At 42.8% G+C, this 21,157-nt stretch carries 20 protein-coding genes; 12 read left to right on the plus strand and 8 right to left on the minus strand.

What is annotated here, in order from left to right:
• Positions 1-154: 154 nt before the first annotated feature.
• Together OCV36_RS07810 and OCV36_RS07815 are read right to left on the minus strand one after the other, a co-directional pair.
• Complete coding sequence (locus OCV36_RS07810; protein WP_135458189.1) at positions 155-2,182, minus strand: sensor histidine kinase; 2,028 nt, start codon at positions 2,180-2,182, stop codon at positions 155-157.
• Complete coding sequence (locus tag OCV36_RS07815; RefSeq protein WP_135458187.1) at positions 2,172-3,635, minus strand: sigma-54-dependent transcriptional regulator; 1,464 nt, start codon at positions 3,633-3,635, stop codon at positions 2,172-2,174. The genes OCV36_RS07810 and OCV36_RS07815 overlap by 11 nt, the downstream gene beginning before the upstream one ends.
• 302 nt (positions 3,636-3,937) lie before the next feature.
• Here OCV36_RS07815 and OCV36_RS07820 point away from each other — a divergent pair, with 302 nt between their 5' ends.
• From OCV36_RS07820 to OCV36_RS07845, 6 genes are all read left to right on the plus strand, one after another.
• Positions 3,938-4,744 carry a substrate-binding domain-containing protein gene (locus OCV36_RS07820; RefSeq protein ID WP_135458185.1) on the plus strand — a complete coding sequence of 269 codons (807 nt, stop codon included), beginning with the start codon at positions 3,938-3,940 and terminating at the stop codon, positions 4,742-4,744.
• A gap of 206 nt (positions 4,745-4,950) precedes the next feature.
• Complete coding sequence (locus OCV36_RS07825; protein ID WP_102554481.1) at positions 4,951-5,649, plus strand: ABC transporter permease; 699 nt, start codon at positions 4,951-4,953, stop codon at positions 5,647-5,649.
• A 10-nt stretch (positions 5,650-5,659) separates the two neighbouring features.
• Positions 5,660-6,379 (plus strand): energy-coupling factor ABC transporter ATP-binding protein, encoded by a 720-nt coding sequence (locus OCV36_RS07830; RefSeq protein ID WP_017073250.1) that lies wholly within the window; start codon positions 5,660-5,662, stop codon positions 6,377-6,379.
• Positions 6,357-6,941: a molybdenum cofactor guanylyltransferase MobA gene (gene mobA / locus OCV36_RS07835; protein WP_017073249.1), complete on the plus strand. Its 585-nt coding sequence runs from the start codon at positions 6,357-6,359 to the stop codon at positions 6,939-6,941. The genes OCV36_RS07830 and mobA overlap by 23 nt, the downstream gene beginning before the upstream one ends.
• Entirely contained in the window at positions 6,941-8,758 is a 1,818-nt protein-coding gene (locus OCV36_RS07840) for a bifunctional molybdopterin-guanine dinucleotide biosynthesis adaptor protein MobB/molybdopterin molybdotransferase MoeA (RefSeq protein ID WP_135458184.1), read from the plus strand. Before mobA ends, OCV36_RS07840 begins: the two co-directional genes overlap by 1 nt.
• A 312-nt stretch (positions 8,759-9,070) precedes the next feature.
• A complete protein-coding gene (locus tag OCV36_RS07845; protein ID WP_017073247.1) occupies positions 9,071-9,337 on the plus strand; it encodes a DUF2960 family protein in 267 nt (88 codons plus the stop codon).
• Positions 9,338-9,473: 136 nt separating this feature from the next.
• Here OCV36_RS07845 and nagK read toward each other — a convergent pair whose 3' ends face one another.
• Entirely contained in the window at positions 9,474-10,382 is a 909-nt protein-coding gene (gene nagK, locus OCV36_RS07850; protein ID WP_017073246.1) for an N-acetylglucosamine kinase, read from the minus strand.
• 163 nt (positions 10,383-10,545) lie between these two features.
• A complete protein-coding gene (locus OCV36_RS07855; RefSeq protein ID WP_017073245.1) occupies positions 10,546-11,292 on the minus strand; it encodes a tRNA-uridine aminocarboxypropyltransferase in 747 nt (248 codons plus the stop codon).
• A 68-nt stretch (positions 11,293-11,360) separates the two neighbouring features.
• Between OCV36_RS07855 and OCV36_RS07860 the strand changes: the two genes are divergently transcribed.
• The gene (locus OCV36_RS07860) at positions 11,361-12,170 is read left to right on the plus strand and encodes a sterol desaturase family protein (protein WP_135458182.1); all 810 of its coding nucleotides are present in this window, start codon (positions 11,361-11,363) and stop codon (positions 12,168-12,170) included.
• Positions 12,171-12,331: 161 nt separating this feature from the next.
• On the opposite strand, the gene OCV36_RS07865 is transcribed toward OCV36_RS07860, so the two are convergent.
• Positions 12,332-14,377, minus strand: coding sequence for a methyl-accepting chemotaxis protein (locus tag OCV36_RS07865; protein WP_135458180.1), 2,046 nt, complete (start codon positions 14,375-14,377; stop codon positions 12,332-12,334).
• A 104-nt stretch (positions 14,378-14,481) separates the two neighbouring features.
• On the opposite strand from OCV36_RS07865, the gene OCV36_RS07870 reads away from it, so the two are divergent.
• Positions 14,482-14,967, plus strand: coding sequence for a C40 family peptidase (locus OCV36_RS07870; RefSeq protein ID WP_135458178.1), 486 nt, complete (start codon positions 14,482-14,484; stop codon positions 14,965-14,967).
• A gap of 139 nt (positions 14,968-15,106) precedes the next feature.
• Here OCV36_RS07870 and OCV36_RS07875 read toward each other — a convergent pair whose 3' ends face one another.
• Positions 15,107-15,451 (minus strand): DUF3802 family protein, encoded by a 345-nt coding sequence (locus tag OCV36_RS07875; protein ID WP_017073241.1) that lies wholly within the window; start codon positions 15,449-15,451, stop codon positions 15,107-15,109.
• A 562-nt stretch (positions 15,452-16,013) separates the two neighbouring features.
• Here OCV36_RS07875 and OCV36_RS07880 point away from each other — a divergent pair.
• Both OCV36_RS07880 and OCV36_RS07885 read left to right on the plus strand, forming a co-directional pair.
• A complete protein-coding gene (locus OCV36_RS07880) occupies positions 16,014-16,880 on the plus strand; it encodes a fructosamine kinase family protein (protein WP_017073240.1) in 867 nt (288 codons plus the stop codon).
• A 166-nt stretch (positions 16,881-17,046) separates the two neighbouring features.
• Positions 17,047-17,250 (plus strand): CPXCG motif-containing cysteine-rich protein, encoded by a 204-nt coding sequence (locus OCV36_RS07885; protein WP_017073239.1) that lies wholly within the window; start codon positions 17,047-17,049, stop codon positions 17,248-17,250.
• 107 nt (positions 17,251-17,357) lie between these two features.
• On the opposite strand, the gene OCV36_RS07890 is transcribed toward OCV36_RS07885, so the two are convergent.
• Positions 17,358-17,966, minus strand: a complete 609-nt coding sequence (locus tag OCV36_RS07890) for a riboflavin synthase subunit alpha (protein WP_135458176.1) — start codon at positions 17,964-17,966, stop codon at positions 17,358-17,360.
• Between the two features lie 162 nt (positions 17,967-18,128).
• On the opposite strand from OCV36_RS07890, the gene OCV36_RS07895 reads away from it, so the two are divergent.
• Entirely contained in the window at positions 18,129-19,499 is a 1,371-nt protein-coding gene (locus tag OCV36_RS07895) for an MATE family efflux transporter (RefSeq protein WP_135458174.1), read from the plus strand.
• A 158-nt stretch (positions 19,500-19,657) separates the two neighbouring features.
• Here OCV36_RS07895 and OCV36_RS07900 read toward each other — a convergent pair whose 3' ends face one another.
• Positions 19,658-20,500 carry a DNA ligase gene (locus tag OCV36_RS07900; RefSeq protein WP_102554473.1) on the minus strand — a complete coding sequence of 281 codons (843 nt, stop codon included), beginning with the start codon at positions 20,498-20,500 and terminating at the stop codon, positions 19,658-19,660.
• Positions 20,501-20,808: 308 nt separating this feature from the next.
• On the opposite strand from OCV36_RS07900, the gene OCV36_RS07905 reads away from it, so the two are divergent.
• Complete coding sequence (locus tag OCV36_RS07905) at positions 20,809-21,138, plus strand: STAS domain-containing protein (RefSeq protein ID WP_016797676.1); 330 nt, start codon at positions 20,809-20,811, stop codon at positions 21,136-21,138.
• Positions 21,139-21,157 lie beyond the last annotated feature (19 nt).

Here is a 21,157-nt window from a genome sequence, read left to right on the forward strand (position 1 = left end):
CTGTGTTACATAAACAAAAAGAGGTATCTGTCAAACTGGAAGATATTGAGGTTTTAACGTAAATAGATTAGTAGAGCGGAATTTACGTGCTTGGGCTAAGAAAGCGTTATAACAGCCCAAGCATGTGACAAGTAATGATAGAAGTATGGAATGATTAGAGATTAGACACCAATAACTGAGGCGTGGCTTTTTGTTGAAGGTAGATACTAAAGCGACTGCCCTTGCCGATTTCCGATTCAACACGTATCTCGCCGCCTGTTTGACTTAAGATACTTTGAGAGACTGACAAGCCTAAACCCGTGCCGTCTCTTTTGGTGGTATAGAAAGGTGAGAAGATGCGTTTCAGTTGCTCTTCTTTAATACCACAGCCTTCATCTTCGACATGAACGATAGCGCCGTGGGATACGCCATTTTCAACCCAATCTTCACTTGAGATAGTCAGTGTGCCCTGTCCATCCATCGCATGAATCGCATTCATTTGTAGGTTCACTAGAATCTGCAGCAATTGGTTTCGGTTTACCTCAACGGAGGTTTTAGCGGTAAGGTTAGAGACATAAACAATGCCTTTCTTCTTAGCGCCTGTTTTCACCAACGTGATGCTTTCATCCACAATCGGGTTAATGTGTTGCCAGGTGACTTCGTCTTGTACACCGCCATGTCGGCTGTATTGGAGCAAGCTTCGTGTGATATTTCGAATTCGGTCGATTTGCTCCATGATGGCTTGGACCTCTTCGTCTACGCGGCCAATGTCATTGCCTAACTCAAACTTCATCAATTCTACGTTGCCTAAAATCACGGCCGTTGGGTTATTGATCTCATGCGCAATGCCCGCGGTTAACTCGCCCAATGCCGCTAACTTTTCATTGACCACCAGCTTGTCTCTCGCCTGATTAAGCAGTTGGATATGGAGTTCAAGTTCTTCGGTTTTTTCTTTTAAGCTCGCAGTGCGCGAATGAACCTTACATTCTAATTCTGATGCCGCTTTTTGGATCTCTTGATTACGTTGGTGCAATAGATCCAACATCTTATCGAACTGTTTGGCAAGTAATGTAAGTTCGTGTTGATCATCCAAACCTAGCGTACCAATTCGTTTGTCTTGCCCCATCTGGACTAGCTTCACGACTTTATGGATGCGTTCTATGGGGTTAAAAAGATCCCGAGCACCACGATGAACGATCAAACCTGAAACTAACAACAACACCACTATGGTAATACTGATTTCACCAAGGTTGGTTAGATACGTTTGTATGAGAGGCCAAATCAAATAACCGGTATAAAGCATGCCGATAACATTGTCGAATTGGTCATGGATTGGTTGATAGGCCGTGATGTACCAAGCATCGTAAACATAAGCACGATCAAGCCACTCTTTGCCTTCATTCAAAACTTTGGTATGAACTTCGTTAGACACGCGAGTACCAATTGCACGCCCTGCACTTTCTTCGCTACTCAGAGGTACGTTGGTGCTCACACGAAGATCATCTAGGAATACGGTAACGGTACCAATACGTCGGTTAAATCCTTCGCGTTGTGGGTAAATGAGGTTGCTGATTTGGTCAACTAACTGGGTGCTGTTATTGAGTAAAATGCCGCCATCAAGAAAACCAATCACATGCTCATTCTTGTCTCGGATCGACACGACCGTTCGGCTGACCAAACCTCGTGTTTCTACATCTTGTCCGTTGAGCATTGGGACTTCGGCTTGTTTGGCTAGATTGCGATCGAGTTCATTCAGTTCATCTCGGCTGAGTACATTGAAAAATGATTCTTTGTGCGTCAGATTGAGATATTCGAGCTTCTTATCCATACGTTCGACATTGCGCCAACGTAGAAAATCGAGTTTATAACGTTTCTTGTTTTCTGATACCCAGCGAGTGAGATCTTCTTTCGATATATCACTTCCAAGTTTCATTCGAAAATTGTAAGACTCAGCAAATGCGCGAACATTGTAAGCTTGCTGATTCTGAATCAAGTGAATGCTGTTGTCCGCAACATCTAAACGCTCGTCGACATCAATCAATGCACCCTGCCACGTATAGTGAACAGACCAATACAATGTAATGGCAACCAACGCGCAAAGAGTCAAGATAATCGGAGCTGATGTCAGGAACAACAAACGATAACGCACCATTGTTTTGAAACGGAACGTCCACTTCGACCACCAATGGCGTCTAATCGGCATATTCAGAACCTTCTGTATTCCAATCTTTGTATTTGCGCTCTAATGTCTTGCGTGCAACACCGAGGTCCCTAGAAGCGGCAGATTTATTGCCATCATGAAAACTGACAAGTTGCTCAATGTGCGCTTTTTCTACTTCTTTGAGTGTCCAATTGTTTGGATAACCTTCTGCAGCGTCATAGTTTTCCAAGTTAGGCACTTCAGATCCGTGTGACACCGTCACTGATATACTCGTCGGTGCCGGGTCACCGTTAATCTCACGCCAGTAGTGCGCTGGTGGCTTGTCTAAAAGAATGCATCGTTCGACTAAGTTTTTAAGTTCTCGGATATTCCCCGGCCATTCGTATTCATTCAATGCCAAGATGTCTTCATGCGCCCAATTGGGTACAGGCACCCCTAGTTCACTCGATAACAAGCGCGTAAAGTAAGGAACAAGCTCAATCAAATCAGACGGACGCTCTCTTAAAGGTACTACATCAATCTTGAGTACATTGAGTCGATAGAATAGATCTCGGCGGAAGTGCCCTTTATCGACCTCATCTTGAAGGTTACGATTAGTAGCCGCGACAACACGTACGTCAACGGCGATCTCTTTCTCACTACCAACCGGACGAATTGTACGTTGCTCTAAAACTCGCAATAACGCTGCTTGCATTGGTAATGGCATTTCGCCTATTTCATCAAGGAACAACGTGCCGCCACTCGCGACTCTAAATAGACCTTCACGATTTTTCTTCGCGCCAGTAAATGCACCCGAAGTATGACCAAATAACTCGCTTTCTAAAAGTTCTGGAGCAATCGCCCCACAGTTAATTGGCACAAATGGACCAGTACGTTTACTGGCTTCATGCACGCCACGTGCAACCAACTCTTTACCAGTACCTGACTCACCTTCGATAAGTACTGATGCTCGTGATGGTGCAAACTGACTGATAAGTTGTTTAAGTTGTTTTGTTTTATCTGAACTACCGATCAATTCGGTCTTGATATGACGACTGATATCTCGCTTGAGCGCATATTGCATTCGTTGGTCTAGGCGTTTATCCATGCAACGAAGTACAGCTTGTATCATCTGCTCTAAATTGAATGGTTTAAGAATGAAGTCTGAAGCACCAAGCTTAAGTGCGGATATGGTCATATCTAGATCGGCGTAGCCTGTCATGAAAATAACATCAGCACGCTTATCGGCATCGTTGAAGGCTTCTTCCCACTCAATCCCAGAACGGCCAGGAAGATTGATATCGAGAACGATAAGATCAAAATGCTCATTACAACGTAGGATCTCAGCCTCTTCTACTGAACCAGCGCTCGAAACCTTACCAAATAACTTACCTAGTGCTTTCTTGAGAATTGCTTGCATGCCAATTTCATCATCTACCACCAAGACGGAAAACGCCTGATATTGAGTCAATGTATTTAGATTGAGATTAGATGCAGTTGAACTAGGTAAAGACATATTGGTAAGCCCATAGGGAAAGTTGGGACAGAGTGTACCAATTAACCTTTTCTTCAACAGGGGCAATGTGCGACATTTTGTCCTAGCTCATGTTTTGTTTCAATTTATCGGGTCAAATGGCGCAATTTAGTCCGAAATAACAGCAATTTAATGAGATCTGATGCATGATTTATTGGCATTAAGCTTGCTTGTAAGGGGATGATTTCTAATTCCAAAAATTAGCGTCTTGTGCACATGACCTTCTTCGAGCCCTTTATATTGAAGGCATGTCATTCATTTATAACAAAATGGACATAATAATAATGAAAGCAATTCCCTTAACCATTGCAGCTCTATCTATCGTCAGTTACACGGCTAGCAGCGCAGAAGACACCACACATATAAAACTAGCAACCACCACAAGTACCTATCACTCTGGTTTGCTCGATTACCTATTACCTGAGTTTGAAAAAGATTCCGGTATCAAAGTGGACGTGTTAGCGGCAGGTACGGGTAAATCACTACGCATGGGCGAAAACGGCGACGTCGATCTTGTGATGACGCACGCCCCTAAAGCGGAAGCGAATTTCGTTGAAAAAGGCTACGGCGTTCTACCACGTAAACTAATGTACAACGACTTTGTGATCGTTGGTCCTCAAACCGATCCGGCTAAAATCGCTTCTCAAGAAAATATTGCTGAAGTATTCAAAGCTATCGCAGCGAATAACGTTACTTTTGTTTCTCGTGGCGACGATTCCGGTACTCATAAGAAAGAGATGGGTATTTGGGCACAAACCAAAATGGAACCAAACTTCGGTGGCTACCGCAGCGTAGGTCAAGGCATGGGGCCTACTCTGAACATGGCGTCAGAGATGCAAGGTTACACAATGACAGACCGTGGTACTTGGTTGGCTTACCAAAACAAACTTGACCTTAAAGTTTTGTTCCAAGGCGACAAAAACCTATTCAACCCTTATCAAGTGATTCTGGTGAACCCGGAGCGTTACCCTACAATTAACTATCAATCTGCGAAAGTATTCAGTGATTGGTTGGTTAACCCTAAAGGGCAAAAGCTAATCAACGACTTTAAGCTTCACGGCAAGCAGCTGTTCGTTGCTAGCGCAGAATAGTCAACAAAGCACTATTCTTTACTACGTGGCATTAACGTTAGAGAAAGTCACTTAGTAAAAGCTGTTAGATTTTATTAACGACAGCTCTTATAAACGACCGCTTTAACAGACAATAGCTGACCAATTAAGCTTCACGTGTATTGAGTCAGCTATGATTAAACCAGTCATACCTTTAAGACTTATTGTCGATCGAAACGAGATACTTCATGACCCTATGGCAAACAACGCTTGATGCATTAAATTTACTGGTGAGCTTTGACCACGAATTGTGGAAAATAGTCGCGGTATCTTTCAGCGTATCTTTGTCCGCCATTTCATTGGTGATTGTGCCCGCAATCATTATGGCTTTTTTATTGGCGTATACCGAGTTTCCGGGGAAATGGGCATTACTTTCAGTGATCAACACCCTGCAAGCCATCCCTACGGTTGTGATCGGCTTGTTGATGTACATGATGTTATCTCGCTCGGGTCCTTTGGGTGACTGGCAATTGCTGTTCACACAAAAGGCGATGATATTGGGTCAAATGCTGATCTGTTTCCCTATTCTTGTCGCAATGATGCATGGTGCGCTGCAAGCCAGTGACCGTCGTGCCGTCGAAACCGCTCGTACTCTGGGTGTCTCAACAACTCGAGTTGCATCTACATTGATTTGGGAAACTCGCTTTCCTTTAATGGCTGCAACCATCGCGGCATTTTCTCGCATCGTCACTGAGGTGGGTTGTTCAATGATGGTCGGCGGTAACATTATGGGAATGACAAGAAATATTCCAACGGCTATTGCCATGGAGAGCCACAAAGGCGCGTTTGCACAAGGTGTCGCGTTGGGTATGGTTTTACTTGCACTGGCATTAGCCCTTAACTTTTTTCTCTCCAGTGTGAGAGGAAAAGGCTATTTAAGAACTTAGGAACGCTGTCATGAGTATAAAAATAACAACACAGCAAATCTCAATGCGCTACAAAGAGCGCGTTTTGTTCCATATTCCCGAATTGTCGATCGGTCCTAACGATGCCATTTATCTTAAAGGCGATAATGGCGTTGGTAAAACGACCCTGCTCAAAATCTTGTCAGGATTAATTCAGCCAAGCTCTGGACGCATTCAATCTCCTACTCAAAGCTGGCAGCAGATTTTATTCCCAAGGCTCAAGTTCAAAGACATCATCTATTTACATCAAACTCCTTACCTTTTTGATGGTTCGGTGTACCAAAATGTCGCTTATGGCATTCGCTTTAATAAAGAGAGCCAAAAAGATAAGCGAGCTCAAATAATTAACGCGTTGAGAATGGTAGGTTTAGAAACTCTCGCAGACGAGCATATTTCTGTTCTGTCTGGTGGTGAACGTCAACGCGTTGCAATGGCTCGAGCTTGGATTCTAAAACCTTCAATCTTGCTTATGGATGAACCAAGTGCCTCTTTAGATAAAGAATCTATTGAAAGATTGGTGATTATGGCTGAAGATCTTCTTCAGAGAGGCGCAAGTTTGGTCATTACTAGTCATCAAACTAACGCGTTAACCGATTTATGTAAGAAGCAATGGTGGATCAAAGACAGTACTTTGACTGAGTCGCCGCTTCTACAAGTTATTCAAAAAAACAGAGCACAAGAGAATATTTATGCTGCTTCCCACGCAAACTAGTTGGGTTATTTTAGCTGGCGGACAGGCCAGCCGTATGGGCGGAAAAGACAAAGGGCTTGTTGAACTCAACGGGTCACCGCTTATTCAATACGTTATAAACAAGCTGTCACAACAAGATGTCAGCATTACTATCAATGCCAACCGTAACTTAGACCGCTACCAAGTATTTGCGCCAGTTGTGTCTGACTCCTTTCCTGATTACCCTGGCCCTTTGGGTGGTATTCATGCTGGTCTTAAAAATGCGAGCACAGATTGGGTTGGCTTTGTTCCTTGCGATAGCCCTCAAATCAGTGACGATCTCGTAGAACGCTTTTGTTCGGCAGTAAAAGAAGACAGTGACATTCTTGTCGCTCACGACGGCGAATTTAAGCAACCAGTATTCACCCTATTCCACAAACGTGTTCTTCCAAAGTTGGAAGCGTTTTTGGAACGTGGTGATCGTAAAATCATCTTGCTATATAAAGAGTGTGTAACTGAGTACGTGGATTTTAGCGACTCACCTAACTGCTTTGTAAATTTGAATACGCCAGAAGAACTCACCCAATTCGGAACGCTTCAATAATGAAAGATTCTAAACAACGCCCTAACCTTCCTCTATTGGGTTTTGCTGCTTACAGTGGCACAGGCAAAACAACCGTATTGGAAGCTTTGTTACCTCTGTTGACTAACGCTGGCATCAAAGTCGGCGTTCTGAAGCACGCTCACCACGATTTCGATGTCGATAAGCCAGGCAAAGACAGCTACCGCCTTCGTAAAGCAGGTGCGAACCAAATGCTGATAGCTTCTCGTAACCGTCATGTGATGATGACAGAGACGCCAGATGCTGAAGCGGATTTTGATTACCTTCTAACACGCTTCGATACAAACACGCTGGATTTGATTCTGGTTGAAGGCTGCAAGAACATTGCCTTCCCGAAAATTGAATTGCACAGAGACGAAGTCGGCAAACCTTGGCTGTATCCAAACGATGACAACATTATTGCTATCGCTTCAGACAGCCAAGTTGAATCAGATCTTCCACAAATGGCGATCAGCGACTTAGAAGCGATTCGTGATTTCATCATCAAATATGCTCAGTCATTCGACCCTTCATCGACAACAAGCAAAACAGTGTCGTGTTCATCTTCAAAAGACGATACACCTGTTGTGTGTTGTGATTCCTTCTCTCCTGCTGGTCTAAGCGTTACGCAAGGTCAGCAAAAGATCGTCGATAGTATTGATGCGTTGGTCCTAACTGAATCAGTGGTGTTAGAAAAAGGCTACGGTCGCGTATTGGCTGAAGATGTGATCTCGCCAATCAATGTGCCTCAAAACACCAACTCTGCGATGGATGGCTATGCAATCCGCAGTGAAGATTTAGAACTGGATAGCTACCAACTGGTTGCTGAAGTCATGGCTGGTCACAGCTACGATAAAACCGTTCAACAAGGTGAAGCGGTTAAGATCATGACGGGTGCTACAATGCCTGAAGGCGTTGATGTGGTCGTGATGCGTGAACAAGCCGTTCAACAAGATAACAAGGTTAGCTTCCCAGACGCTAAAATTTCTGTAGGACAAAATGTCCGCATGGCGGGCGAAGATTTAGAGATCGGTCAACCTGTCTTTACACGTGGTACACGAATTCAATCACCTGAAATGGGTATGATGGCATCGTTAGGTTTTGGTACTTGCCCTGTTCTTCGTAAAGTGAAAGTGGGTGTGTTCTCGACTGGTGACGAAGTTCAAGCGCCGGGTAGCGAGCAAAAGCCAAACTCTATCTACGACTCTAACCGTTTTACTATCATTGGTATGCTTCAAAAGCTGGGTTGCGACATCGTTGACTACGGCATTATCGAAGATGACGAACAAAAGATGATGGACGTGCTTCATGCTGCGTCGTTAGAGACTGACATGGTGTTAACGTCTGGTGGCGTGTCTGTTGGTGATGCTGACTACATTAAACTCGCATTAGATAAGCTGGGTGAGATTAACTTCTGGCGTATCAACATGCGCCCGGGTCGCCCTCTTGCTTACGGAAAAATTGAAGATAAACCTTTCTTCGGTTTACCGGGTAACCCAGTAGCCGTGATGGTGTCGTTCATTAACTTTGTAGAACCAGCAATTCGCAAACTGCAAGGTCAAACCAACTGGATACCAGTGAAAGCGAACGCAGTAGCGACTGAACAGCTACGTTCTCGCCAAGGCCGTACTGAATTTAGTCGTGGTGTGTTCTCGATGAACGAATCCGGCGTGCTTGAAGTGAAAACAACCGGCAAGCAAGGCTCAGGCATCTTGCGTTCAATGAGCGAAGCAAACTGCTTAATCGAAATTTCACCTGCGGTAGACACTGTAAAAGTCGGTGAAACGGTAACGATTATTCCACTGCAAGGCCGTGTTTAATTGAAGGTTCAATGAGACCTAAATTGACTTACCCGCTTTTTAATTACCTTAGAAACTCTTTAATTGACTTAGAAGCTCTTTGCCAAAACATAGATGAAGCCCCTTATGTTCGAGCTTTCGATGTTAAGGGGCTTTCTTTTCTGTTCGTTTCGTAAAAGACAACCTGTTCGTTCCTTTGAATACAGCAAGCTAAAATAGCGATAAGCGATAAGCGTGAAGAACGATAATCTTAAGATTTTTTATCATAACCTTGAGCCACGTACTGTTTTTATGTAGAGTGCGCGCAAAGTAATAATTCTATTGGAGAGCATCATGGCTCGTACCATTCTGTACACTTACAAAGACGAAGACAAAGAGTTACTGTTTTCGAAACAAGAACACCGCACGATCCAAGAAGCTGTAGCTGTAGCTGAAGGTATCGACATCACTGAGTATCTAAAAACTGAGCAACAGCTTGAGTTTATTTCTGATACTAAAGCGGTTCGTAACTACCAAGATAACTATTTCCGTAAGCTTGGCTTTACCAAGCTTACGTTGAAGCAAAAAGACAACCTTGGTGTTGGCAAAAAGAAGAAGTAAGTCCTCTTGGATCTTGTTTCTTAGCTGCTTCTAGTTTCTAGCAACAAAAACACTAAATCATAAAAAATGCCGCAACCTCTTTCGAGATTGCGGCATTTTTATTTATGCTTTGTCATTAGCTTACATCAAGTTGTGATTACTTGATGTTAAGGAATGCAGCACCACGAACGCCGCCTGAATCACCGTGTTTTGCTTTGATGATTTTCGGACATTTCGCTACAGACAACAAGTATTTAGGAATACGCTTTGGCATCTCTTCATAGATCAGCTCAAAGTTAGACAAGCCGCCACCTAATGCAACAACATGTGGATCAAGCGCTGTAAATAGGTTTGCAAAACAGATAGCCAGTAGCTCCATGAAACGGTCTACATGCTCAACGGCTTTTGCTTCGCCATCGTTATAAGCTTGAATGATTTCAATCGCTTTCTTCTTCTCACCGAAGTAGTGATCATAAATCAACTCAAAGCCACGACCTGATAAGTAGCTGTCTAAACAACCCTTCTTACCACAGCCACAACCTAATAACGGTGCGTTGTCGCCAAGATGAAGCCAAGCATCAAGTGGTAAGCGCATATGGCCTAGCTCACCGGCTACGTGGTTACGACCAGAGAATACTTTACCGTCGAAGACTAAACCGCCACCGAAACCAGTACCAAGAATAAGACCAGCAACAGATGGCTCATCTTTAAGCTCGTCATCCCATGCTTCTGAAAGCGCAAAGCAGTTTGCGTCATTTTCGATTTTCACACTACGACCGATAAGCGCTTCTAGGTCTTTACGTAGCGGCTTACCTGTTGATGCGGGTACGTTAACAACAAGCATAGTGCCGTCATCAGCGTTTTCCATGCCAGGAAGACCAAGGCCAATTTTGCCTTCGCAAGACAGTTCGTTATCGTACTTTTTAACCAAGCCAGCAATCGTATCAAGTAATAATTGATAGTCATCTGTCGGCGTTGGGACGCGCTCTGTTGCTACTCGCTCAAGTTTCTCATTGAATGCACCAAACTCAATTTTTGTGCCGCCAACATCGAAGCCGTAATACATGAAATCTCTCCAATTTTTCCCTAAATTCGGGCAAATAAAATTTTGTAAATAAACAACTAAGGAGCATTATCCATAACACTCCCCCTACAAACCGTGATAGATAACAAACTTATCTTGTGTTCGAGTCTGTTTGAACAACAAGTCAGCACATAGCGGTTAAAGGTTAGAGTGACGTCTCATTTTTATTGTGTTCTATGAAAGCATTCAGGCTAGGTTTAGTTGGATCTGACTTGTAACGCGTCTTACTTAGCATGTAGCTTTCACGAAATGCTTCAAACCAAAGCTGTAAAGTCTTTGCACCCTCTTCTTCACCAGCTTGCTTTAAGACTAAACTGGCTACTTCTGCAGTTGATAGATGTTGTTCGTTGTCTGACTTTCGCATCATGTATTGAGAAACTGATTCAGGCTCAATCGATAACACCGGTAAGCTTTGCAGATACTCTGAACGGCGGAAAATACGTCGAGCTTCTCGCCAACTGCCATCAATGAAAATCAGCAATAACGTTTTGTTAGGGTCACGCATTTGTGGCAGATCTTGAACCACGCGCGATTTGTCATCAGTATAGTCTTCAGGGAATACGATCACAGGTTGGTATTGTTCATCTTTTAGGACGTCCAACATCTCTTGATTCGGCTCAGTACGGTGCCAAAGGTAGGCATAACTGTCCTTGACCGTATCAACTATCAATCGGCCGGTATTACTTGGCTTCAAGATTTCATTGTCTGACAAGATCAACATAGTGGCGACATTCGTATCTATATTCGGTTGATGCTCGCAGATACAGCTATCTTGCTTGATTTTGCAGTACTCGCATCGCACGACTTTGCATCCGCGCGCATTAAACGGCTTCGTAGCAATAGACAAACGGTGTTGATATAAACGGTGAAAAGCGTGGATTCTCATGGACAATAACGATAGATCTAGAAAAGTGGCACGATTGTACTTACAGTGACCTTAGAATGATAGAAGGAATTCCCATGCAAGACCCATCACTGCTTCGCCTTGTTTGTTTTATTGTCGTTTTTGGATTATGTGCGTTTTGGGAGTACCGTTTCCCACGTAAAACGCTAACGCAAAACAAGTGGTTTCGTTGGGGGAACAATTTTGCATTAGTTGCGCTCAACAGTTTTCTGTTAGCGACACTTATTCCTATCGCCGCATTCCAAGCGGCTGTCATTGCACAAGACAATCAATGGGGTTTATTTAATACCCTGTCACTTCCTAAAGAATTCACTGTCCTTATCTGTGTGTTGCTGTTGGATTGCGCTATTTACCTGCAACACTTGGTGTTTCATCGTGTTCCTTGGCTTTGGAAATTACATCGAGTGCATCATGCCGACCTCGATATTGATGTCACAACGGGCACACGATTTCATCCGATTGAGATGATGCTTTCTATGCTCATTAAAGTGGGTTTGGTGATCGCCCTTGGGGTGCCAGTGATTGCCGTAGTGATATTTGAAATTGTGCTTAACGCGAGTGCGATGTTCAACCACAGTAACGCGCGTTTACCCTTGTGGATTGATAAGCGACTGAGAAAGGTGATTGTGACACCAGACATGCACCGAGTGCATCACTCTGTCATCGTCAAAGAAACTCATTCTAACTTTGGCTTCTTCTTATCGGTGTGGGACATCTGGTTTAAAACTTATCGTGCCCAGCCTGCACTTGGACACGATCAAGTCCACATTGGTGTACCTGAGATACAAAACGGCAAAGAACAGAGGTTGGATTTAATGCTACGTCAGCCATTTGTCCATTACCCACATTCAAAAGAATCAAAGTAGCGGCCTGTTTTCTACATGCTATTTTTCAATATGAGACCCAATAAAAAGTAGGCGCTAAACTATTTATTAATCAGTTTGAGTTAATAATGAGTTTAAGCGCCTTGTTCTTGGTATAGAGAAGCTGGCTTGTTATCCAGGCAACTCCTTCTCCTAACTGGTTATCAACTCAGCACGTACTTATGAAGCATCGCTTGTTGATGCCCTGCAATATCAGCAACTTGTTCAGAGCTTTCAATCATAGATTCTAGCTGTAGCTTGGTGTTTTCACCCTGTTCTGATACACGTGTAATGGAATGGGTCACATCAACAGTTGCGCGTGCTTGTTGCTCTGTTGCGACCATGATTTGCTCGACTCGACCTTTTATCTGACTCACTGCAACGTCGATCTTCTCAAAAGCTTGTTTTACATCACCACTGGTTTTCAATGCATTGGCCATTTCGCTTCTAGATTCGCTGACTGACATACGAGAACGATCTGCCGCAGCCACCAACTCATTCATCATATTGCGAATATTGGTGGTTTGCTGGGATGTACCGCTCGCCAGTTTTCTCACTTCATCCGCAACGACTGCGAAACCACGACCTTGTTCTCCTGCTCGTGCCGCTTCTATCGCTGCATTAAGCGCTAATAGGTTGGTGTTTTCAGCAATGCCGCTGATCATATCAACCATTTCTCGAATTTGTTTTACTCGACCGTCTAAGTCAGCCATCGACTCTTCGTTCAAGCTTAATGAGTGCTCTAAGGCTTGAAGACGCTGTTGATTCAAGCCAACAACCTGACTTCCGGTGACCGATTCATCTTCTGCCAATTGAGCATCATCGTTCGATGCGTTAGAAATACGCGCAATCTCGCCTATAGAAGCTTCAAGTTGAGTAATGGTTGTGATCATGTTTTGTAGAGATTCATTCTGCTCGTTTAAGCTTGAATTCGTCTGTTCTGCAGCATCGTGGCTAACCTCTGCTGTTTGATATAGCGTTTCGCAGTTACGAGTGACCAAGCGAACAGAATCAGCGGTTGAATCTACGACAGTATTTAGTTTTGAAGCGATAACCTGCAGCTCTAATGGCCCTACCAAATTACTTTGTTTCGAGAAGTCATGTTCGGCTAATAAGCTCAACTGTTGGGTAATGTTTCTCAGGCCTCTATTCACCCAACGACGTAGCACAAACCATGAAATAATAATGATCACCGCGATCACCAAACCGCTAATGAATAACACTCTGTCAATGTTGGTAATGGTTTGGTTCACAACCAGCTCACTTGAATCAATCAGTTGTGAAGCCGTCGATGACAATTGATTAAGTGTACCGATAACTTTGTTCGCTAAGGCAATCACTTCAGCCAAGTTCTGCTCTTGTTTTTCTGCCAATTCCAACTTCAAGAGGATCTGTTTAATCACGCCGTGTTCCGTGAACCCTTCTTTCACCATATCATAAGGCGCGGTCAGGCTAGCAAACTCAACAATATCTGGGTGCCATTCTGAAAAATCATCGTAAGCGAGGTTAATCCCAGCAATGCGGTTTCTTAACTCTCGAAACTCATCTTCCGCTTTTTCTAAGTCTGATTGCATCATCAGCATTAAGAAAGTGTTCGCCATTGCAGAAGCACTCGCTGTGAATCGGTTAGCCGCATCGTACGCTTCAGGATTGTTCTGAACCAGGAAAGAGCTAATGCGGTTCATCTCAGGTCCTATTGAACTCACACCATAGCGAAAACCACCTATTTGGCTATCGATGACGTTTTGCTTACCTTGTATATCAATCTGCCCCAATAACACGCTGTTGGTCATTTTTTGCAGCTGAGTCATATCATCAATCAAGCTTTGTTTTTGTTCTAAAGAAATCGCATCAGGGAAAGATTGGGATATAAAAAGGAGTTCCTCTAGCGTTTGATTACTCTTTGTAGCCAGTTGTTCAATGGCTGAACGTGTTGCGTTTAATGTGTCTAAATCAGTTGATTGCGTACTGTAGGTAAGCAGTTTTACTTGTTCTAATACGCTCTGAGTTAACTCAGCATTGTGTAGTGCGAGGGGCAATGCTTGTTCAGACAATGTAGCGAAATGCCCACCAACCCTTTCTATGCCTCTGATACTGACCATCGATAGAAAAGTGACAAGTAAAAGAATCGAAATAAATACAGCAGTGACGGTTTGAATGAGCGAAAATGTATAACGTGAGGGTTTTATTAGTAAATTTGTGTCGGGCATGCGAAATCCAGTTTGACTACGAAAAGAGATATCCTTAAGTTATTCCGTATACTAGAAGTCGTTGATGACGTTTATATTTCAGTTTTTTGTCAGAAGAGTTACATATGAAAATCAGAAAAATGCTTGCAGTTACAATAACTTTAGCAACATTGGCTGCTTGTAGCTCTACACCACCGCCTCCCAGCTACAGTAAAACGCCTTCAAAACCGTTATCAAAGTCAGAGCAGCTTACCGCAAATGCCTATATGAGCGTGTATGAGCAATGGAAAGGTGTGCCTTATCATTTTGGTGGCACGTCATTTCGAGGGGTTGATTGTTCCGCCTTTGTTCAAATTGCCGTCCAAAATGCAACGCAACAAGCTTTGCCGCGAACAACCAAAGACCAGAGTAAACAAGGTGTAGAAATTGCGTATGAACAAGCGATAAGTGGAGATTTGGTGTTTTTCAAAACCTCACCAAGAGTACGACATGTCGGTGTTTACCTGGGAAATAAACAGTTCTTGCATGCGTCTACATCTAAAGGGGTGATTATCTCAAGGCTGGATAACCCTTATTGGGCTTCGAAGTTTTGGCATTTTAGACGCATCTAATGCGTCAGTTTCCCCATGCATCGACCTAGAGCACAGTTACATAGAAGCACTAACGTTTAACATCTTAGTGCTTCAAGTACGGGTACTCAAAAATGCTGACGATTAAATGTCTAATGCTTAAAGAAATAAGCTCTGATGTTTAGTCATATTTAGCGACAGCAGTATCAAACAGGTTTTTCACTAACGCGATGTACTCATCTAAAAACACAATCTGCTCGTTAGTCGCTTTCTTGGCCCATACACCTGCAAGCACTTCACCTAAATCGGCAACTACTGCATCCGCCTCTTTCAACAATTGAAAACGAACACTTGAGTGCAGTTCAGGGTTCTGTTCGAAGATAGCCATGATATTCGTTGAAATCATGTCAGTAACAATATCTTCGACACTTTCATTTCCTGTATCACCACTACCATTGGTAAATACATCCAAATTGAATGAAAGGTGCTCGATTAAAGCCAAATAGCCATCGGTTTCTACAACCACAATAAATCTCCGTTTTAAGCTCAAGAGCAGATTAATACGTACTAGGCTAATACTATGTAAATGAAGCCATTTGTCATCATTTTATTATCAAAAGTAGTATTAAAATGATCCCTGTTAGCATTTAAGCGCAAAATTCAATCAAGATACAAACAAAGCCAGAAAGTTGAACTTAGTAACGGCTTTCAACACTTTTTGAATGTTCAATAACATCGGTTAAGTTATGCATGACTTAACTTAGCATTAGTACACGCTAAAGTTTAAGCGTAGACAATAACAACCCAACTGCACTTTTCCAGTTAGAAGCCTCATATTCAACGTTGAATGTGAGGTTTGTTCCAAAGTGTTTGCTATCACCAATTGTCATTTTTTGTCGAGTTATAAATGGTATTGAATAAGCTTAAGTTCACAGATTGACCAATTGTTTCACCTTAAGATGAATTAGAGACAAGAACATGACCAGTGCGTCTATAAATTACTCAGATTTATCCTAAACTATTGCTATTAAACGAACAGTATTTCAAATTAACAGTCTTTCAATCCAACAATTCTGTGAGGATTTCCTATGTGGCAGGCCATTTCTCAACAGCTTTCAGATACACTTTTATTTAACTTTCAGATCACTGAACGTACTAAAGTTTCTGGTGGTGACATTAACGATTGCTTCATGATTAGCGACGGTAATGAGCGTTACTTTGTTAAGGTAAATCAGCGAGAGTTTCTACCTAAGTTTGAAATTGAAGCTGAGAACCTGCGCTTATTAAGAGATACCTCCACCGTTTATGTACCCGAGCTCGTGCTTATTGGTAAAACCAAAGAGTGCTCATTCATCATCCTCAATTACTTACCAACGAAGCCGCTTGAAACTGGCAATAATAGTTTTGATTTTGGCGTTCAACTTGCCCAGCTTCATCAATGGGGAGAACAAAAAGAGTTTGGTTGCGATCAAGACAACTACATCGGCAGTACTCTCCAACCTAACCCTTGGCATAAAAAATGGGGACGTTTTTTCTCTGAACAACGTATTGGTTTCCAATTACAGTTGTTGAAAGAGAAAGGCATCGACTTTGGTAATATTGACGATATCGTCGACATTGTGAACATGCGATTAGCCGGCCATAACCCTCGTCCTTCTTTACTTCATGGCGATCTTTGGAACGGTAATGTAGCTAACTCAGCGTTTGGTCCTATTTGTTACGACCCAGCTTGCTATTGGGGTGACCATGAATGTGATTTAGCATTAACGGAATTGTTCCATGGTTTCCCTCAAGAGTTTTATGATGGCTATCAAAGCGTCATGCCGCTAGACGTTGGCTATACTGATCGGAAAGACATTTATAATTTGTACCATCTTCTTAACCACTGCAATCAATTCGGTGGCGAGTATTTAGCACAAACTGAGGCGTGCATTAAGAAGATACAGGCCGTTTAATAATAATTACTGTGGTTGACCAAGAACCATACAAGCTAGATCGATACAAGCAAGAACGTTCGATATCAGCTACTAGGTTTGATGCAAGATACTAGTTTCGATATAAGCGACTACGATTGAGAAAAGCTACTGAAATTGATAGAAGTTACAGTGAGGAGATTTCGCCATGCATAAATACACTGAGAAACATGTCTCCTGCCCTCATTGTGGGCACGGTATTAGCATAACGCTCGACGCATCCAACGGCAGCCAAGATTTTTACGATGATTGCCCAGCCTGTTGTAACGCCATTCATTTAGACATGCAGGTCGATGAAGTGAGAGATAGAATTAATCTCTCGATTGATGCAGACGATGAACAGGTTTTCTGACAAATCATTTTCGGTTCAGCCCCGATCAAAAAAGAGCACTTGATGTGCTCTTTTTATAATTTATAACGATATCTTACTTGCTCAAACCATAAGCTTTGACGTTCAGGTTATTTCTGATTTGCGAGTACACGTTCTACGGTATCAACGATAGCTTGTGTTTGAGGGTCGAATTCGATATTCACATCATCCCCTACTTCACGGCCGCCAAATAGAGTGCGATTCAGAGTTTCTGGAATTAGATGTACAGAGAAACGATTATCTTCCACTTCACCAATCGTTAATGAACACCCATCAACGCCAATGTAACCTTTACTTAGTACATATTTCATTGATGCTTCAGGCAGTTCAAACCAAAGCGTACGGTTGTTTTCCGTTTTAATCACTTCAACTAACTTAGCCATCAGTGCGATGTGCCCAGACATGCTGTGGCCACCGATCTCGTCACCAAACTTAGCCGCGCGTTCGACGTTTACTTGGTCACCAGCATTGAGTTGGCCTAAATTGGTTAGTCTTAGCGTGACTTGCATCAGATCAAATGAGATTTGGTTACCGGAAATTTCAGTAACGGTTAAGCAACAACCGTTATGAGCGACTGAAGCACCAATTGCTAAGCCCTCAACCATTTTGTCTGTTAACTCAATGGTATGAGTTTGAAACAACTCTTTTTTGTTTATCGCAACCAGTGTTGCTATGCCTTGAACGATACCTGTAAACATAAGATTCCTATTTAGCATTTTAGTAACAGTTTTTCATAGCAGTTATTGTGACATTTCTTTATGATTCGTCCAGTGGAAGCTTAATGATCAATGTCTTTGATTCCTTCAGAATGTCCATTCCTACACTATTATTCTAATTTTCTCTTTTATTTGGAGTTGTTTGTGCATCGTTACAAAGAAGAAGCCTCTAATTTAATCAAACTTGCGACCCCGGTTTTGATCGCATCAGTTGCACAAACCGGAATGGGTTTTGTCGATACCGTTATGGCCGGTGGCGTAAGTGCTATCGATATGGCGGCGGTTTCGATAGCAGCAAGTATTTGGTTACCATCCATTCTATTTGGTGTGGGTCTATTAATGGCGCTTGTTCCTGTTGTGGCACAACTGAATGGGTCGGGTCGCCAAGTAAAAATTCCATTTGAAATACAGCAAGGTGCGTTTTTAGCGCTCGTTATCTCCCTTCCAATCATTGGTGTGCTGTTCCAAACTCAGCTCATACTTGAATGGATGGATATTGAACAACTCATGGCTGAAAAAACAATCGGCTATATGAATGCCGTGATGTTTGCTGTTCCTGCATTTTTGCTGTTCCAAACCTTGAGAAGTTTTACCGATGGAATGTCTTTAACCAAACCAGCAATGGTTATTGGTTTTATCGGCTTACTATTGAACATCCCGCTCAACTGGATGTTTGTATACGGAAAACTCGGCGCTCCTGCTCTTGGTGGGGTTGGCTGTGGTGTTGCAACGGCTATCGTATATTGGGTGATGTTCGCTTTGTTGTTTGCTTACGTCTTAACATCGAAGCGTTTAGCAAAAATTAATGTCTTCGGCACTTTCCATAAACCACAGTTAAAAACGCAAATCCGTTTATTCAAACTTGGTTTCCCAGTTGCAGCAGCTATCTTTTTTGAAGTGACGCTATTTGCAGTCGTCTCCTTATTAGTGGCGCCGTTGGGCTCACTGATTGTTGCCGCGCACCAAGTCGCAATTAACTTCTCTTCATTAGTCTTCATGATCCCAATGAGTATTGGTGCAGCTGTGAGTATTCGTGTTGGCCATAAACTGGGGCAAAGCAACACTGAAGGTGCAAGAATAGCGACACATGTGGGCATTATTGTTGGATTGGTAACGGCGTTTATGACAGCTGCGTTAACGGTGTTATTCAGAGAGCAAGTCTCACTGCTTTATACCGAAAATACGGCGGTAATTACTGTCGCGATGCAACTGTTGTTGTTCGCTGCGGTATATCAATGTACTGATGCAATTCAAGTTATTGCGGCAGGTGCCCTGCGCGGATACAAAGACATGCGTTCTATCTTCAACATTACTTTTGTTGCCTACTGGTTGCTTGGTCTGCCTATTGGCTACATCTTAGGAATGAAAGATTGGATCGTTGAACCTATGGGGGCTCACGGCTTCTGGATTGGTTTCATCATTGGTCTTACGTCTGCAGCCATTATGTTGGGCATGCGACTTCACTGGATGCACAAACAAGACGACGATGTTCAACTAGAATTTAGTTCTCGTTAGATCAGCGCTAGCTAAACAGTTAAAACCGGGACCACATGCAACAAAGAGCTCTGACTTTCAGGGCTCTTTTCGTTTATTGAGTAGATATAACTTATTAAGTAGATACATAGCTTATAAAGCAGATATCTAACTTATTGGGCGTATGTATTGGCTGTGTCTTAATATTCGCTCTTCTCTCGAACAAAACGCGCAAATTTAGGCTTACCATTTTGAGTGAACCCGTTATAACGAAAGGTAATCCGACTACCGACTTCTGGCGGTGCCAATCTCACTTTGTCGCTAAACCCACTCCCGATATAAAACTCAACGCCGTCTTCGGTATGAACCAATATTGAGCCCATCATTCCCTTGTATTTGCCTGTTCCACCTTTATATCCGATGACAATCGCTTCCGCATCGTGATGCCTTTTTAGTTTTAACAGATCATTACTTCGCCCACCTTGGTAACGACTGGTGATTTTACGCAGCATTAAACCTTCACCATTGCGTTCATCCACATTATCTAGCTGGTGAAACAAGGTTTCTTCATTATGAATTGGGGAGTGCTCAACATAACCAACGTGCGATTCATTGATCACGTTGACCCAATGAATAATATTGTAATAACGTTTTTGATAATCACCCGCAGCACCAGGCATATCAAACAACATGAAATCAATTTTTGTCCATGCTGTATCGCTGGGCGTATGATCTAACACGGTCGATTGAACAACATGAAAGTTACCTCGGCCAGCCCATAGCTCCCCTTCTAACTTCACTTTCGGCAGGTTTTTAACAAACCACGTAGGCGCGTAAATTCGATTACCGTTTCGAGTATGCAGATGTTCGCCATCCCATAGAGCTCTGATGCCATCCAACTTCTCGCTGGTCCAGTATTGGGAAACATCGATTCCTTGCTGGTAATTATTGGCTAATATCAGGTGATCGGGTGGTAAGTAAGAAGAATGTGATGGGAATGAAAATGCCCAAAGGGTCGCAATTGCCAATTTCGTTAATCTCATCGTCTTCTCCGTATGGTTCGTTCTTTTTCCCAAGTACGCTATATCCTAAGCGCTCTTTAGTTACGGTACGTGATATTTCATTAAAGATGCGATTCAAACGCCAACCTTATTGGATCTCCCGTTTCATTCGCAAAATTAATGAGTTATCGCTCCCAAAACCCCATTCATTTTTAGTTATCATTATGAGAAAACGGATTTCTCATAATGACAGCGAACAATAGTGATCAATTAAGTCATTGAAAATAAACAACATAAAAGTTGGCACATTACGTGCTCTAGTTAACTCATGCATTCAAGGAGATAACACTATGGAATTACGTAAGATTGACTTAAACACAACAACACTGACTCTTTCAATTTTTGGTGATTTAGACGCAGCAGGTAGCCGCGACGCACAAACTGATATTGACGACGTTATTTCAAACGATGGACACCAAGAAATCGAAGTTGATTTCAGCCAAGTGCAGTTTCTTGATTCATCAGGCGTAGGTGCAATTGTTTACATGTTCAAACGTCTTACCGAGCGAGAACGAAACATGCGCTTAGAAAATGTATCAGGCCAGCCGCTTGAAATCATGAACCTACTACGAATCGGTCATGCGATCCCAGTTAACTCAAAAAATCCTACTAATTCATGAAGATCCACTAAGCTAGAAG

Origin of the sequence: Vibrio echinoideorum, assembly GCF_024347455.1 — a bacterium.
Lineage (GTDB): Bacteria > Pseudomonadota > Gammaproteobacteria > Enterobacterales > Vibrionaceae > Vibrio > Vibrio echinoideorum.